14 protein-coding genes are annotated in these 13,984 nt (G+C 55.8%); 6 read left to right on the top strand and 8 right to left on the bottom strand.

Going from position 1 to position 13,984, the window contains the following annotated elements:
- Window positions 1-129: 129 nt before the first annotated feature.
- Entirely contained in the window at window positions 130-693 is a 564-nt protein-coding gene (gene ahpC / locus L1249_RS07455) for an alkyl hydroperoxide reductase subunit C (protein WP_044628218.1), read from the bottom strand.
- A 354-nt stretch (window positions 694-1,047) separates the two neighbouring features.
- Here ahpC and L1249_RS07450 point away from each other — a divergent pair, with 354 nt between their 5' ends.
- The 4 genes from L1249_RS07450 to L1249_RS07435 all read left to right on the top strand — a co-directional run bounded on the left by L1249_RS07450 (window position 1,048) and on the right by L1249_RS07435 (window position 5,210).
- On the top strand, window positions 1,048-2,151 hold the full coding sequence (locus L1249_RS07450; RefSeq protein WP_074210852.1) for a polyamine ABC transporter substrate-binding protein: 1,104 nt from the start codon (window positions 1,048-1,050) through the stop codon (window positions 2,149-2,151).
- Between the two features lie 95 nt (window positions 2,152-2,246).
- Window positions 2,247-3,428, top strand: coding sequence for an ABC transporter ATP-binding protein (locus L1249_RS07445; RefSeq protein ID WP_228168692.1), 1,182 nt, complete (start codon window positions 2,247-2,249; stop codon window positions 3,426-3,428).
- Between the two features lie 31 nt (window positions 3,429-3,459).
- Complete coding sequence (locus L1249_RS07440) at window positions 3,460-4,371, top strand: ABC transporter permease subunit (protein ID WP_172416024.1); 912 nt, start codon at window positions 3,460-3,462, stop codon at window positions 4,369-4,371.
- Window positions 4,368-5,210 carry an ABC transporter permease subunit gene (locus L1249_RS07435; protein WP_054644978.1) on the top strand — a complete coding sequence of 281 codons (843 nt, stop codon included), beginning with the start codon at window positions 4,368-4,370 and terminating at the stop codon, window positions 5,208-5,210. The genes L1249_RS07440 and L1249_RS07435 overlap by 4 nt, the downstream gene beginning before the upstream one ends.
- Before the next feature lie 16 nt (window positions 5,211-5,226).
- Here L1249_RS07435 and L1249_RS07430 read toward each other — a convergent pair whose 3' ends face one another.
- Window positions 5,227-5,436, bottom strand: coding sequence for a CPXCG motif-containing cysteine-rich protein (locus L1249_RS07430; protein WP_054644977.1), 210 nt, complete (start codon window positions 5,434-5,436; stop codon window positions 5,227-5,229).
- 153 nt (window positions 5,437-5,589) lie between these two features.
- On the opposite strand from L1249_RS07430, the gene L1249_RS07425 reads away from it, so the two are divergent.
- Window positions 5,590-6,003: a DUF3617 domain-containing protein gene (locus L1249_RS07425; protein WP_228168693.1), complete on the top strand. Its 414-nt coding sequence runs from the start codon at window positions 5,590-5,592 to the stop codon at window positions 6,001-6,003.
- 68 nt (window positions 6,004-6,071) lie between these two features.
- Here the strand turns inward: L1249_RS07425 and L1249_RS07420 are convergent, their stop codons facing one another.
- Both L1249_RS07420 and L1249_RS07415 read right to left on the bottom strand, forming a co-directional pair.
- Complete coding sequence (locus L1249_RS07420) at window positions 6,072-9,212, bottom strand: efflux RND transporter permease subunit (RefSeq protein ID WP_172515631.1); 3,141 nt, start codon at window positions 9,210-9,212, stop codon at window positions 6,072-6,074.
- Window positions 9,212-10,279: an efflux RND transporter periplasmic adaptor subunit gene (locus L1249_RS07415; protein ID WP_172515632.1), complete on the bottom strand. Its 1,068-nt coding sequence runs from the start codon at window positions 10,277-10,279 to the stop codon at window positions 9,212-9,214. The genes L1249_RS07420 and L1249_RS07415 overlap by 1 nt, the downstream gene beginning before the upstream one ends.
- A 196-nt stretch (window positions 10,280-10,475) precedes the next feature.
- On the opposite strand from L1249_RS07415, the gene L1249_RS07410 reads away from it, so the two are divergent.
- Window positions 10,476-11,660, top strand: a complete 1,185-nt coding sequence (locus L1249_RS07410) for an NAD(P)/FAD-dependent oxidoreductase (RefSeq protein WP_228168694.1) — start codon at window positions 10,476-10,478, stop codon at window positions 11,658-11,660.
- Between the two features lie 95 nt (window positions 11,661-11,755).
- Here L1249_RS07410 and L1249_RS07405 read toward each other — a convergent pair whose 3' ends face one another.
- The 4 genes from L1249_RS07405 to L1249_RS07390 all read right to left on the bottom strand — a co-directional run bounded on the left by L1249_RS07405 (window position 11,756) and on the right by L1249_RS07390 (window position 13,886).
- Complete coding sequence (locus L1249_RS07405) at window positions 11,756-12,055, bottom strand: YqjK family protein (RefSeq protein ID WP_137093870.1); 300 nt, start codon at window positions 12,053-12,055, stop codon at window positions 11,756-11,758.
- Complete coding sequence (locus L1249_RS07400; RefSeq protein ID WP_172515641.1) at window positions 12,039-12,434, bottom strand: phage holin family protein; 396 nt, start codon at window positions 12,432-12,434, stop codon at window positions 12,039-12,041. The genes L1249_RS07405 and L1249_RS07400 overlap by 17 nt, the downstream gene beginning before the upstream one ends.
- A complete protein-coding gene (locus tag L1249_RS07395; protein ID WP_044628207.1) occupies window positions 12,434-12,766 on the bottom strand; it encodes a DUF883 family protein in 333 nt (110 codons plus the stop codon). Before L1249_RS07395 ends, L1249_RS07400 begins: the two co-directional genes overlap by 1 nt.
- Before the next feature lie 88 nt (window positions 12,767-12,854).
- Window positions 12,855-13,886 (bottom strand): phospholipase A, encoded by a 1,032-nt coding sequence (locus L1249_RS07390; protein ID WP_044628206.1) that lies wholly within the window; start codon window positions 13,884-13,886, stop codon window positions 12,855-12,857.
- Window positions 13,887-13,984: the final 98 nt, after the last annotated feature.

Raw genomic sequence — 13,984 nt, 5'->3', positions numbered from 1 at the left:
TAGGGAAAACAGGGGGTGCGGTTACACGGGTGCTTAAACGAAACACCCGGGCCAAGTGCCCGGGTGTTGCGCTGCCTGTAGGGATTCAACTTAATGTGATTCGAACCCTAAGCGGCAGCGGTAGGCAATTTAGATTTTGCCTACGAGGTCCAGAGACGGAGCAAGTGTCTCTTCGCCTTCTTTCCATTTAGCCGGGCATACTTCGTTCGGGTTTGCACGAACGTACTGAGCAGCTTTCACTTTACGCAGCAGCTCTTCAGCGTTACGGCCGATATTGCCAGCGTTGATTTCGACAATCTGGATTTTACCATCCGGGTCAACGACGAAAGTACCGCGCTCGGCCAGACCGGCTTCTTCGATCAGCACTTCGAAATTGCGAGAAATTTGCAGGGTCGGGTCAGCAATCATCGGGTACTGCAGCTTGCCGATGGTTTCAGAGCTGTCGTGCCATGCTTTGTGAGTAAAGTGGGTGTCGGTAGATACGCTGTAAATTTCAACGCCCAGCTTCTTGAAGGCTTCGTAGTTGTCAGCCAGGTCGCCCAGCTCAGTCGGGCAAACGAAGGTGAAGTCGGCCGGGTAGAAGAAGAAAATGGACCACTGACCTTTCAGGTCCGCTTCAGTGACATCGATAAATTCGCCGTTCAGGTAAGCTGTGGCTTTAAACGGTTTTACTTCAGTGTTAATCAAAGACATTCAGAACGTCTCCATAATAGGTGAGTGGCAGTAGAAAAAGTTGCTGCTCATGGTAGCGGACTGCGACTAATAGCTAAAGTTGGAAAACTAAATCTTTCCAATAGGTGTTGGCTATGAAGCTTTCTTGCTACCTTTCGCGCAGGTGGAAAGTGGGGGCATAGGGAGCTGAATACAAGAATTTTTCGGTGGCTCTTGCGGTAGACGGCACTGCACCGCAAAATTCGCACGGTTGCGATAATCGCCTAAGCTGTTTTCAGCTGGCGCTAGTTGCATCGGTGGCTAACCAGCCAGCGACAGCCGGTTGCAGTACATGGCTCTTGGGTGATGTAGACTTTCGAGATAAGGAGCAGGTAAGTGGGGAACATTAAAAAACTTTCAGGGGCCGTTACGGCCATCTCTTTTGCCGTAGCGGCCGCTGCTGCCCACGCTGATGAAGTGCGGGTATATAACTGGTCAGACTATATTGCTCCGGAAACGCTGGAGAAGTTTACCGAGCGCACCGGTATAGAAGTGACCTACGACGTTTACGATAGTAACGAAATTCTTGATGCGGCCCTGCTCTCCGGCCGTTCCGGCTACGATGTGGTCGTGCCTTCGACCTACTACTTCACCCGCCAGTTGAAAGCAGGCGTTTTTCAGCCGCTTAACCATGAGCTGCTGCCCAATTTGGATAACCTTAACCCAGAGCTGATGGCTAATCTGGAAACCATCGATCAGGGTAGCGAATACTCGGTTCCTTATATGTGGGGCACCAACGGCATTGGCTATAACGTTGAGCGCGTCACCGAAATTTTGGGTGACGACGCACCGTTAAATAGCTGGGCGCTACTGTTTGACCCGGGAATTACCACTCAGCTGAGTGAAGCAGGCTGTGGCCTTGCGATGCTCGATTCTGGCGATGAAATGCTGTCGCCCGCGATGGTCTATCTTGGCCTTGATCCGCTCAATGAAAGCGTTGAGGACATTGAGGCTGCCGGTGAGCTAATCTCCAAAGTGCGCGATAACATTACCTACTTCCACTCTTCGCGCTATGTGTCTGACCTTGCCAACGGTGATATCTGCGTGGCGGCAGGCTACTCTGGTGATATCTTCCAGGCTGCCGCGCGTGCGGAAGAAGCGGGCCGTGATTTCACCATTGGCTACAGCATCCCGAAAGAGGGCGCTGCGCTGTGGTTTGATATGATGGCGATTCCGGCAGATGCTCCGAATCCCGAAAACGCCCACGCGTTTATTAATTTCATCCTCGACCCTGAAATTGCTGCTGAGATCAGCGAGTACGTGCGTTATGCCAACCCCAACCTGGCGGCGAACGAGTACCTCTCAGATGAGCTGATTAACGATCCGGCCATCTACCCGGAAACCGACGTCATGCAGAACCTGTATGTCCAGGTAGAAAAACCCCAGGATATCCTGCGTGCCCGTACGCGCACCTGGAACCGCGTTAAGTCTGGCCGTTAATTCTAATCGTCGCCTGACGGCGAGCCGGGTAGCTGCTCGGCTCGCTGTTTGTCTTTTATCGCCCGGTTAACCGGGCCTTTTGATGGGAGTGGCGAATGGTCACTACGCCCCTGTCGAACGATTCTTCATCCTCTTCGTCTGCCATTCCCCCGCCTGTGCGCTCTCAGGGGAAAGCACCTCGATTTGCCGAGGATATCGTTTTAGAGGTTAAGCGCTTGAGCAAGCGGTTTGATGATGCGCTTGCCGTCGATGATGTGAATTTGCAGGTAAAGCGCGGCGAGATTTTTGCCCTGCTAGGTGGGTCTGGCTCGGGTAAATCCACCCTACTGCGCATGCTTGCCGGTTTTGAGGCGCCCAGCGAAGGGCGCATTTTGCTGAGTGGCGAAAACATCACTGAGATGCCGCCACACAAGCGGCCCATCAATATGATGTTCCAGTCCTATGCGCTATTTCCGCACATGACCGTGGCGCAGAATATTGCCTTTGGATTAAAGCAGGACAAGCTGCCTAAAGCTGAAATTGAAGCGCGGGTTGCCCAGATGCTCAAACTGGTGCATATGGAGCGCTTCGCTAAGCGTAAACCCCACCAGCTTTCTGGCGGTCAGCGCCAGCGGGTCGCCTTGGCGCGCTCGCTTGCCAAAAGACCCAAGCTGCTGCTGCTTGATGAGCCCATGGGCGCGCTGGATAAAAAGCTGCGCACCGAAATGCAGCTGGAAGTGGTTGAGATCATTGAGCAGGTGGGTGTGACCTGCATCATGGTGACCCACGACCAGGAAGAAGCCATGACCATGGCCGACCGCGTGGCGATCATGGCCGACGGCTGGATCGAGCAGGTGGGCTCACCGGTGGATATCTACGAAAGCCCCGCGAGCAGAATGGTGGCTGAATTCGTCGGCACGGTGAATCTGTTCGAAGGGGAGATCATCGAAGACGCCGCCGATCACTGCCGCATCGAATCCCCCGCGCTGTCGCGACCTATCTATATCGATCACGGTATTACGACCCAAGCGGTCGATCGCCGGGTGTGGGCAGCGTTGCGCCCTGAGAAAATCTGGCTCACCCGCGAACAGCCAACGTGTGAGTACAACTGGGAAGCGGGCAAAGTGGACGATATCGCCTATTTGGGTGGCTACTCGCTCTACTACGTGCGCACCGCCTCCGGGCAGATGATCAAGGTCAGCATGGCCAATACCGAGCGTCGCGGCGACCGCCCTACCTGGGAGGATAGCGTGTACGTTTATTGGGAAAATCATAGCGCTATCGTGCTGAACCGCTAATGCCCAGGTGGCTGACAGGAGATTGCCTATTATGATGCCATCTCGCATTGCCGGCGTGATCAAGCGGATGCAGCTAGGCCGACGCGCCGTGATTGCGTTTCCGCTGGTATGGCTCACGCTGTTTTTCCTGCTCCCATTTGCGCTGGTGCTAAAAATCAGCCTGTCGGAGTCAGTGATCGCCATACCGCCCTATGGGCCACTGGTCGAGTACGCCGACCAAACGTTGAACATCTTTTTGAATCTGGGCAACTATCTGTTTTTGTTGTCCGATTCACTCTATGTGGCGGCGTACTGGGGGTCGATTAAAACCGCATTTGTGGCGACAGTGGTGTGTTTGCTGATTGGCTATCCGATGGCCTACGCCATGGCCCGTGCCCCAGGGCGCTTGCAGCTGATTCTACTGCTGTTGGTCATGCTACCGTCGTGGACCTCGTTTCTGATTCGGGTATACGCCTGGATGGGTATTCTTAGCAATAGTGGCCTAATCAATAACCTATTGATGGGGTTGGGGGTGATTGATTCACCGCTGCGGATGATGAATACCCAGTTTTCGGTAATTGTGGGCATTGTCTACGCCTACCTACCGTTTATGGTACTGCCGTTGTATGCCCACCTGACGCGTTTGGATAACTCGCTGCTGGAAGCGGCCTCGGATCTTGGGTCGCGTAAGCTCAATACCTTTTTAAAGGTGACGCTGCCGCTCTCGATGGGGGGCATTATCGCAGGCTCAATGCTGGTGTTTATTCCTGCGGTTGGGGAGTTTGTGATTCCTGAGCTACTGGGCGGCCCCGATACGTTGATGATTGGTAAGGTGCTGTGGGAAGAGTTCTTCCTTAACCGCGACTGGCCGGTCGCGTCAGCGCTCGCCATGGTCATGCTGCTGCTGTTGCTTGTCCCCATTGTGTGGTTTCACCGTTACCAGTCACGGGAGCTTGAAGAATGATGAGATCGCGTCGACGCCCAAGTTTTACCACCGTGATGCTGGTGTTGGGTTTGCTGTTTCTCTATCTGCCCATGGTCGTGCTGGTGGTTTATTCGTTCAACGAATCCCGCTTAGTGACGGTATGGGCCGGATTTTCCACCCAGTGGTACGGCGAGCTGTTCCGTGACCAGCAGATTCTCTCAGCGGTTTGGACCAGCCTGGAGATTGCTTTCTTTGCCGCCAGTATGGCGGTGTGCCTAGGCACGGTCGCTGCCTTCGTCATGACGCGCTACGGCCACTTTCGCGGCAAAACGGCGCTCTCCAGCATGGTGACCGCGCCGCTGGTGATGCCGGAAGTGATTACCGGCCTTTCGCTGCTACTGCTATTTGTGCAAATGGCGCAGCTGATCGGCTGGCCCGCCGACCGTGGCATGGCCACTATTTGGATTGCCCACACTACGTTCTGTAGCGCCTACGTGGCGGTGGTGGTGGCGGCTAGGTTGCGGGAAGTGGACCGCTCTATTGAAGAGGCGGCGATGGATTTAGGCTCTCCGCCGGTCAAAACCTTCTTCTTCGTCACGCTACCGGTCATTGCACCCGCCCTCGCTGCAGGCTGGCTGCTGGCCTTTACGCTGTCGTTGGATGACTTGGTGATTGCCAGCTTTGTCTCTGGGCCGGGGGCCAATACGCTACCGATGGTGGTGTTTTCCTCGGTGCGGATGGGCGTGTCGCCGAAGATCAACGCGCTGGCGACGCTGATTATTCTGACCGTATCGTTGGCGACACTTCTGGCGTGGTACTTCATGCGCCGCAGCGAGGCCAAGCGCCAGTCAGTGATACAGCAAGGGGAGGGGGTTTAAGCTTTTTAATCCAACGCTACAGCACGTCGTCGTCACGTCCAGTGATGACGGCGTCTAGCTCTCCGGTCATTGGTGACACAATGACCTGTAGCTGGATGGGCGCGCAGCACTGATGGCAATCTTCCCAGGTGTCGTGGCTACCCTGAGAGGTATCGATCACAAAGGTGAGTGGCGTATCACAGTAAGGGCAGTGGAAATCATGATTAATTAGTGCGTCGTCGTGCATGGTTGTTGCCCTTTTCAGCGTTACACTCAATGTCATTGACAGCTTAGTGTAGCAGTGCTGTTTGCAAGCAGGCACCTGATCAACGAATCAGGTAGGATAATGACGAGTTTTCCCGAACCACCTAGCGAGATAAAAGCGATGATGAAACGGTACATGGCAGTTGCGGCCTTAGCGGCCTTCCCGATGGTTGCCCAGGCGGAAACACCTAATGTTACGCCCGGCGAGTGGGAGTTTGTCAGCGTGACTAGCGTCAGCGGCGATATGCAGATTCCCGATCAAACGGAAACCGAGCGTCAGTGCATTACCCAGGAAGAGCTAGAGGGTGCTGATTTTGGTTTTATTGAAGAGGAAGAGGGCTGCGAACTGCTGAACCAGGATATGAGTGCCGACGGCCTCTCCTACAGCATGGTATGCCGCGCTGAGGGTGGCGAAGCGACCATCGACGGCGAAATGCGCTTTATGGGCGAGCAAATTGAAGGCACTGTGGATATTCTGACTCAGTCTCCCATGGGTGAGCTGACTATGAACACCGTGATTGAAGGTGAGCGTATCGGCGATTGCGAATAAGTACAGCCGTTGTGACGTTTAAACACTAAGGGCGCCTCGTTGGCGCCCTTAGTGTTTTTGGGGATGCGTTATCGCTCTGGCGTATCAAGCGGCGTATGTTGAGCCGTAGGCGCGTTGGCGATCTCCTCTTCGAGCTGGCGCTTCACTGCTCCAGGTGAGCCAGAGTGGCGGGCCAGCAGGTCGTACGCCACGGGCACCACAAACAGCGTGAAGACGGTTGCCGCCCCAACACCGGCCATGATGACCGTGCCAATCACCAACCGCGATTCCGCCCCTGGGCCGCTGGAGATGATCAACGGAATAGCACCCGCCATGGTGGTCACCGCCGTCATCAAAATGGGCCGCAGGCGGGTCACCGAGGCTTCAATCAGCGCCGAGCGAAACGCTTGCCCCTCATCGCGTAGTTGGTTGGCGAACTCAACGATCAAAATACCGTTTTTGGCCGCCAAACCAATCAGCAGTACCAAGCCCACCTGGCTATATATATTCAGCGACTGACCGCTGAGCAGTAGTGCAAGCAGCGCTCCGCTCATGGCTAGCGGCACCGTGAGCATAATCACAAACGGGTGGATGAGGCTTTCGAACTGGGCGGCCAGTACCAGGAATACCACCACGGCACCCAGCACCAGCAGGAACATTGTCGCGCCGCTTGCCTGCTGGAAATCCCGCGATGGCCCCGCCACGTTGGTTTGTACTTCTTCCGGCAGAATGGTATCGGCGGTGTCTTGCAGGTATGCCAGCGCTTCGCCCAGCGGGTAGCCATCGGCGAGGTTCGCTTCAATGGTAATGGCGCGCACGCGGTCAAAGCGGTTCAGCGTGCTGGCACCGGCAAAATCTGACAGCGTTACCAGACTTGCCAGCGGAATGAGCTCCCCTGTGCGTGCTGAGCGCACCTGAATGTTATCCAGCGCGCGCGGGCTGTTTTGGCGACTACGGTCGCCTTCCACAATCACATCGTACTCTTCGCCGTCGTCCACATAGCGGGTAACGTTACGGCCACCCAGCAGCACTTCCAGCGTGCGGCCAATCTCGGTCACGGTCACACCTAGCGAGGCGGCACGCTCGTAATCGATATCGACCCGCAGCTGCGGCTGGGTTTCGTCGTAGTTGCTCTCGATGGCCGTCAAACGTGGGTTGTTTTCCCGCACGTGATTAATCAGCCGGTCACGCCAGCGGGCTAGGTCTTCGTAAGTGCCGCCGCCCAACACAAACTGCACCGGCTTCTGAGTGCGCTGACCAAAGCCCTGGCGCATCACCGGGAAGGCTTGGACGCCAGGGAGCGAGCTGAGCTGCTGGCGCACATCGGCCATAATCTCCCAGGCGCTGCGACGGCTGCCCCAGTCCGCCATATTGACGATGATAAAGCCGCTGTTGAAGTTTTCGATATTACCGAAGCCACGCGGGGCACGAACCACCACGCGCTCAAGCTCGCCGCTCTCTACAAAGGGGGTGAGCCGCACTTCGATCTCATCCATGTAGTCCATCATGTAGTCGAACGTGGCTCCTTCCGGGCCGTTGACCAGCACGATAAAGTTACCGCGATCTTCTTGCGGAGTGTATTCATTGGGCAGCGCTGTGGCGAGCCACGCCGTTCCGGCAATGAGTAGGGCAAACAGGGCCACGACCAGCCATTTGGCCGTTAGTACGGCTTCTAAGGCTCGCTGGTAGCGGCGTTTGGTGCCATCCAGCAGCCACTGCACGCCTTTTCCAATGCGGCTATCGTGCATGCCGGGCTTGAGGATTTTAGACGCCATCATGGGCGTTAGGGTCAATGCGAGCAGGGTAGAGACGACCACTGCTGCTGCCATGGTGAGGGCGAACTCCGAGAACAGCCGACCAATATCGCCTTGCAGCATGCTCAGTGGCACAAAGACGGCGACTAACACTAGGGTGGTGGCGATCACCGCAAAGGCGATTTGCCGCGTGCCGCGAAAGGCGGCGACTAGCGGCGTCTCGCCATAGTCGTGCATGCGTCGGTTGATATTTTCGAGCACGACAATGGCATCATCAACAATCAGCCCGATGGCCAGCACCAGTGCGAGCAGCGTCAGCAAGTTGATGGAAAAATTCATGGCTGCCAGTGCTGTAAATGCACCGATGACGGCAATCGGCACTGTGACGGCGGGGACAAGGGTAGTGCGAAGATTGCCCAGGAACAGAAAGATGACCACCACTACGAGTCCCATGGCGATAAAGAGGGTCATGACTACCTGTTCAATAGCACCGGAAACGAACACCGAGGCATCATAGTTCAGCGTGAGCGACATCCCCTCGGGCAGGGTGCCTTGTAGCCGCCCAAGCTCTTCTTGCACTGCCTCAGAAAGCTCAATCACGTTGGCGGTGGACTGCATGATCATCCCCAGCCCCACCATAGGCACGCCGTTGGCTCGGAAAACGGAGCGGTCTTCCACAGAGCCTACTTCCACCCGGGCGACATCCGATAAGCGCACTAGATAGCCGTTATTGCTTTGGGCAAGCGCTAAGCCTTGAAAGTCTTCAGCAGTGGCGAAACTGCGCGGCAAGCGGACAATAAACTGGCGGTCATCGGATTCGATAGAACCCGCAGGCAGCTCGACGTTTTCAGCACGTAGAGCGTCCTCCACATCGCCCACGGTGAGGCCACGGGCTGCTAATGCGTTACGGTCCAGCCATACACGCATGGCGTAATCCTGGCCGCCGCCCACGCGTACTCGGGCAACGCCCGGCTGTACTGAAAGGCTATCGACGAGAAAGCGGTTGGCGTAGTCGGTGAGTTCGGCAATCGAGTAGTCCGCCCCCGATAGGCTTAGCCAAACAACAATCTCTTCGCTGCTGTCGGCTTTAGTGACTTCAGGATTGTCGGCGTCGTCCGGCAGGTTGCGCAGTGCGCCTGAAATGCGGTCGCGGATATCGTTCGCCGCAGCGTTGATATCCATAGTGATGGCGAACTCGATCTCGATCCGCGAGCGGCCATCCTCGCTTTGGGAGGTGATCAGCTCGATGCCCTCCACCCCGGCAATGCGGTCTTCTAATACTTGGGTAATGCGTGTTTCTACCACGCTGGCCGAGGCACCGGGGTAGCGGGTATCAATACTGACAATAGGCGGGTCAACCGTGGGGTACTCTTGCAGCGGCAAGCGGTTAAGGGCCAGCAAGCCAAAAGCAATAATCAGTGCGGCAATTACCATGGCCAGCACTGGCCGCTGAACGGAAATATCGGATAAACGCATTAGCGATCAGCCTCCAGCAGCGAGCGAATGTCCGTGCTGTCGTCGGCAACGCCTAGCAGGCGAACTTCTTGACCCTCACGGGCTAGCTGCAGACCATGAATCACCACCAAATCGCCTTCGCTAATGCCTTCTAGTACTTCTACTTCCCCGCTGCGGCGCTCGCCGATAGCTACTTCTCGGCGCTCTAAGCGTGGCGCATTCTCCTGCTGTTGAATCACCATCACAAAGTGGCGGTTGCCGCTAGGCTGAATCGCGGCTTCAGGCAGCACTAACGCATCGCGTACGCGCTGCTGCACGATGACTTCCATCAGCATGCCAGGGCGCAGCTTTAAATCAGGATTGGTCAACTCGGCACGCACGCTAACGCTACGGGATACCGGGTCAATCCTTGTGCCAATGCTGGCAACGTCGCCGCGAAATACCTCGTCTGGGTACGCCGCCGTGGTGGCACTAAGACTTAACCCGGCGGATAGCCGCCCCAAAAATACCGCTGGTACGGTAAAATCGAGTTTCATTACATCTAGCTTATCTAGCGTCACCAACGCCATGCCGGGGGTGACGAGGGTGCCCACACTGACGTCACGAAATCCTACGCGGCCGCTAAACGGCGCGTGTATTCGGTAATTTTCCAGTCTAGCTTCCAGGGCTTGGGCATCGGCTTGTGCTTGGCGCAGCTGGGATTGAGTGTCTTCTACGTCTGCTCTAGCCGCTAAGTTGCGCTGCTGCAGCTGCGAAGCGCGGTCAGAAGCGTTTCGCCGCTCATCGGTAATGGCCTGGGCGGCTCTTAGCAGTGCTTGCTCTTCGGCGTCTTCCAAACGAACCAGTAAACGACCGCGCTCTACCTGCTCGCCATCATCGAAGTTAATCTCTGCAATGGTGTCGGTTACGGTGGCCGATAAGGTCACGCTTTCATCAGCACGTAAGGTGCCTAGTGCTTCCAGCGGGTCGGACCAGGTCTCTGTCTCAACGTAATAACCAATCACAGGCGGCTTTGATTGTGCGCTGGCAATAGAAGCCCATCCAAGGAGTAGCACGAGGCAGCAAAAGGAGCGTTTAAAAGCGATCATAAGTGTCTCAGTATTATTGAAATATTCCGCAATCGGCGATGATAGTAAGTCATTACCTGCAACATTGTTGGGGCGAATGTTGAGGCGAATAGGTAGTATCTTGTGCATTTCTTATACATGAGTTTTTAAAATGTACAGTAGTTTGGCGCTTCTTACCTGTTAAAATGCCCGCCTTTTCACTCTGGGAGCCTCAGTTATGGTCTACGACGTCGTAGTCATTGGCGCAGGTGCCGCTGGTTTAATGTGCGCGGCACAGGCTGGCTATGCCGGGCGACGCGTTTTGGTGGTCGACCATGCGAACAAAGCGGGTAAAAAGATTCTTATGTCTGGGGGAGGCCGCTGTAACTTTACCAATCTTGATACAGCGCCTGGACACTTTTACTCTGAAAATCCTTATTTTTGCATTTCTGCATTAAAACGTTATCGCCCAGAACACTTTGTATCGCTGGTAGAAACCCATGGCGTTGAGTATGTGGAAAAAGCGCCAGGGCAGCTATTTTGCGCAGATTCCGCCAAAGAGATTGTGCGGGTACTCTTGGCCGAGTGTGAGTGGGCCGGGGCGGAGATTAAACTGAGCACATCCGTTTCTCGGCTGGAGCGGCAGGGCGAGGGCATGCGGTTGGCCACGTCTCTGGGCACGATTGATGCAGGGGTGGTGGTCGTGGCGACCGGAGGGCTTTCCATTCCTACCATGGGGGCGACCGGCTTTGGGTACGATATTGCCCGCCAGTTTGGCTTAGAGGTGCTGCCCACGCGCCCCGGCCTAGTGCCATTTACCCTAAGCGATAGCTGGAAAGAGCGGGCGGCGGGGCTTTCTGGCGTTAGCGTGCCCACGGCAGTGAGCTGCAAAGAGAAGCGCTTTGTCGAGCCGATGCTGTTTACCCATCGAGGGCTATCCGGCCCTTCTATGCTACAAATTTCCAGCGTATGGGAGCCGGGTAGCGCAATCTCCATCGACCTCTTGCCGGGCGAAGACGCGGCTGACGCTTTGCGCCATGCGCGCCAGGAAACCCCTAAGCGGCTGCTGTCGACCTGGCTAGGCGAGCGTTTCCCCAAACGCTTTGCCCAAGCGCTGCTGGAGTGGTATCCCGACTCTCACTTGGCCAGCCCGCTGGCGCAATACAGCAACGAAGCGCTCGAAGCTTGGGCCCAGCGGCTAAATCAGTGGCAGCTAAAACCAGCAGGCACCGAAGGGTGGCGCACGGCCGAGGTGACGATGGGGGGTGTCAGCACCGACGCCATTTCATCCAAAACCTTTGAAGTAAAGGATCTACCTCAACTGCGCTTTATTGGGGAAGTGCTGGATGTGACGGGCCAACTAGGCGGTTATAACTTTCAGTGGGCCTGGGCAAGCGGTGTGGCCTGTGGACAAGCGTGTTAGGTGTCATCGACACGCATTAAACAAGCCGCTGTGGTAAGTGAGCCGCAGCGGCTTGTCGGATAATCCTTGTCGCAGGCGTAGCGGTCAACGGACGATTATGTCGCCACTTTGGCAAGGAGCTTCAGCTTTCGAAAGAGCATGTAACCTGCCAGTGCCTTACGACCTAGCACCATGGCACCGCCTGGATGACGTGCAATGCGTAACGCAGCAATGCCGCCAATGGCGTAAAGCGGCAGTTTGACGCTTTTCCAATGACGTTCCAGCGGGGAAGAGGCATGTAGCAGCGTGTCGCTATCGACCAGTATGTCGATACGCTGCTGCTCCAGTTCGGCGAGCAGCGCCGCCTTGCGCTCTGCGCGACTGAGTGGTTTAACGACGCTATCGTGACGAGTCATCCTCATTCACCTCCAGCAGTGCACGGTCGGCGGCAAGCTGCTTTAACGTCTCTTTTAGCAGTGTATGGCGCTTGGCCTGACGCATAGCAATCACCGCTAGCAGTATGCTTAACGCGATGAGCACACCAGCACTGACGCTAATTGCCGTTAATCGATAAGTATCCCAGAAGAGAACCACCACCAGCGCCGTAAGCGTGGCAACGCCTAATAGCAGGAGCAGTAGACTGGCACCCGCAAGTAACAGCAAAACCAGTAAACGCGCGCGCTCCTCTTCTAGCTCTAAAACCGCCAAACGCAGGCGAGTTTCACTGTTAGCTACCAGTGATTTCAGCAGGCGTTTGGCGGCAGAAAAGACGCGTTGGGTGGGACCCAAAGCCATTAGCGACGCCCGAGCAGCATACCAACGACAAGGCCAGCAGCGGCGCCAATACCGATGCTGGTCCAGGGGTTTTCATGGACATAACGGTCACAACACGCTGCCTGTTCGGAGAGCGTTTCGCGGGTGTCTTCGTAGAAACGTTCTCCGCGGGCTTCTAGGCGAGTACGAGTATCTTTTAAACGTCGCTCGGCACGCTCACGCAGATCGCGCATTTCGCTGCTGGCGTCTTTGGAGGTTGCGTTCACCAGCTCTTCGACTGTTTCGCTGAGATGGCGCAGGTCTTCTTTCAGCTGGTCAGCACGGGCAGAGGTGTCTGTATTACGTTTTGCCATGATGTCTTCCTTTGACGAGTGAATGAGTTACGACTTTGAGTAACGACTTCAGCATAGCAGTCATCACCATATAGACAACCTTACTGGCTTAACGGTTCAGCCCAGTGGCGCTGAATAGTGGGTTGAGGCTAAAACCAAGGCTCAGGCGATGCACGCGGTGGTTGTAATCGATCATGCTCTCGCCGTAACCGTAGTAGTACTGCACATGGGTGCGCACGCCGTTGAACGCTGGCCAGCTGTAATCGATCTGCGTGCCGTAGTTGCCGGCGCTAGGGTTGCCACGCAGTTGACCGGCAAATTCATGGTTGTTTTGCAGGCGCTTGGCGAGGCGAATGTCGCCATAGCCGACGAAGCGCTCGATATCGGGGTTGTCATCATCGCTATCCGACTCGGGCACGCGCCAGTGAGGCGCCAGGGTGAGCGCCCAATCGCCGCTTTGGAAGGTGCTTTCCAAGTACACTCGGTTCCAACTGCGCGAGAGCGGATCGGAGCGTCCGTTTGATTGATGGATGAACGACACGCGATTGCGGGTGTTCACCCATCCCAAGGCACTCCAGGCATTGTCGAAGTCGATAAACACTTCGGGCTCATAGTTGGTTTCGCGAAACGGCGAGGAGGCATCGGTGTTGTACGCCTGCCACCAGCTACGCTGGGTATACGCAAAGTAAACGTCGCCTATGTCACCGAAGACATTTTCGGCCAAATTGAACTTGGCACTGAATTGAAATTTGACCTCACCACTATCCGGTTGAACGTCGTCTGTGATGCTGCGGAAATTCTCGACGTTTTGATTCGTGTTGTAGCTAATGGGGAACAGATAGTTGGTGCGATGCGTCGTGATGGCGAAGGGGTTACGTGACGACTCTTGTTCCAACTGTCGCCGTTCACTCAGGTCTTCGAGCGCTACTTCGACCGGCAGCGGCGCTGGTTCGATACCCAGGGCGGCATCTTCGGGTGCTTCGATTTGCTGAAGCTGCTGGCGCAACTGGTAGAGTTCGGTACTGAGCGCTTGAATGCGGGCTTCAATGTCTTCTCGGGAATCGGCTATGGCGCTTTGACTGAGCACGGTCGCGCTCACAAATGTCGCCAAACCGGTGAACAGCAGTTTTCGGGTAACCATCAACGTGGCTCGCAAATTAAGAGTAGAGAGATGTCAGCACTGTTTCTATACATGCCGCTTGTGTAAGTCAACTCCGTATGGCGACGTGCTGACAATAT

The sequence above is a fragment of the Halomonas sp. Cn5-12 genome, assembly GCF_021532545.1.
GTDB lineage: Bacteria > Pseudomonadota > Gammaproteobacteria > Pseudomonadales > Halomonadaceae > Vreelandella > Vreelandella aquamarina.
Note: the sequence above shows the minus strand (reverse complement) of the source record. Positions and strands in the feature narration are given on the sequence as shown.

Coding starts and splice junctions, on each gene's coding strand:
- L1249_RS07390 (WP_044628206.1), bottom strand. CDS start 13,886: ATGGTTACCCGAAAACTGCTGTTCACCGGTTTGGCGACATTTGTGAGC.
- L1249_RS07395 (WP_044628207.1), bottom strand. CDS start 12,766: ATGGCAAAACGTAATACAGACACCTCTGCCCGTGCTGACCAGCTGAAA.
- L1249_RS07400 (WP_172515641.1), bottom strand. CDS start 12,434: ATGGCTTTGGGTCCCACCCAACGCGTCTTTTCTGCCGCCAAACGCCTG.
- ahpC (WP_044628218.1), bottom strand. CDS start 693: ATGTCTTTGATTAACACTGAAGTAAAACCGTTTAAAGCCACAGCTTAC.
- L1249_RS07445 (WP_228168692.1), top strand. CDS start 2,247: ATGGTCACTACGCCCCTGTCGAACGATTCTTCATCCTCTTCGTCTGCC.
- L1249_RS07415 (WP_172515632.1), bottom strand. CDS start 10,279: ATGATCGCTTTTAAACGCTCCTTTTGCTGCCTCGTGCTACTCCTTGGA.
- L1249_RS07405 (WP_137093870.1), bottom strand. CDS start 12,055: ATGACTCGTCACGATAGCGTCGTTAAACCACTCAGTCGCGCAGAGCGC.
- L1249_RS07420 (WP_172515631.1), bottom strand. CDS start 9,212: ATGCGTTTATCCGATATTTCCGTTCAGCGGCCAGTGCTGGCCATGGTA.
- L1249_RS07435 (WP_054644978.1), top strand. CDS start 4,368: ATGATGAGATCGCGTCGACGCCCAAGTTTTACCACCGTGATGCTGGTG.
- L1249_RS07410 (WP_228168694.1), top strand. CDS start 10,476: ATGGTCTACGACGTCGTAGTCATTGGCGCAGGTGCCGCTGGTTTAATG.
- L1249_RS07425 (WP_228168693.1), top strand. CDS start 5,590: ATGGCAGTTGCGGCCTTAGCGGCCTTCCCGATGGTTGCCCAGGCGGAA.
- L1249_RS07430 (WP_054644977.1), bottom strand. CDS start 5,436: ATGCACGACGACGCACTAATTAATCATGATTTCCACTGCCCTTACTGT.
- L1249_RS07440 (WP_172416024.1), top strand. CDS start 3,460: ATGATGCCATCTCGCATTGCCGGCGTGATCAAGCGGATGCAGCTAGGC.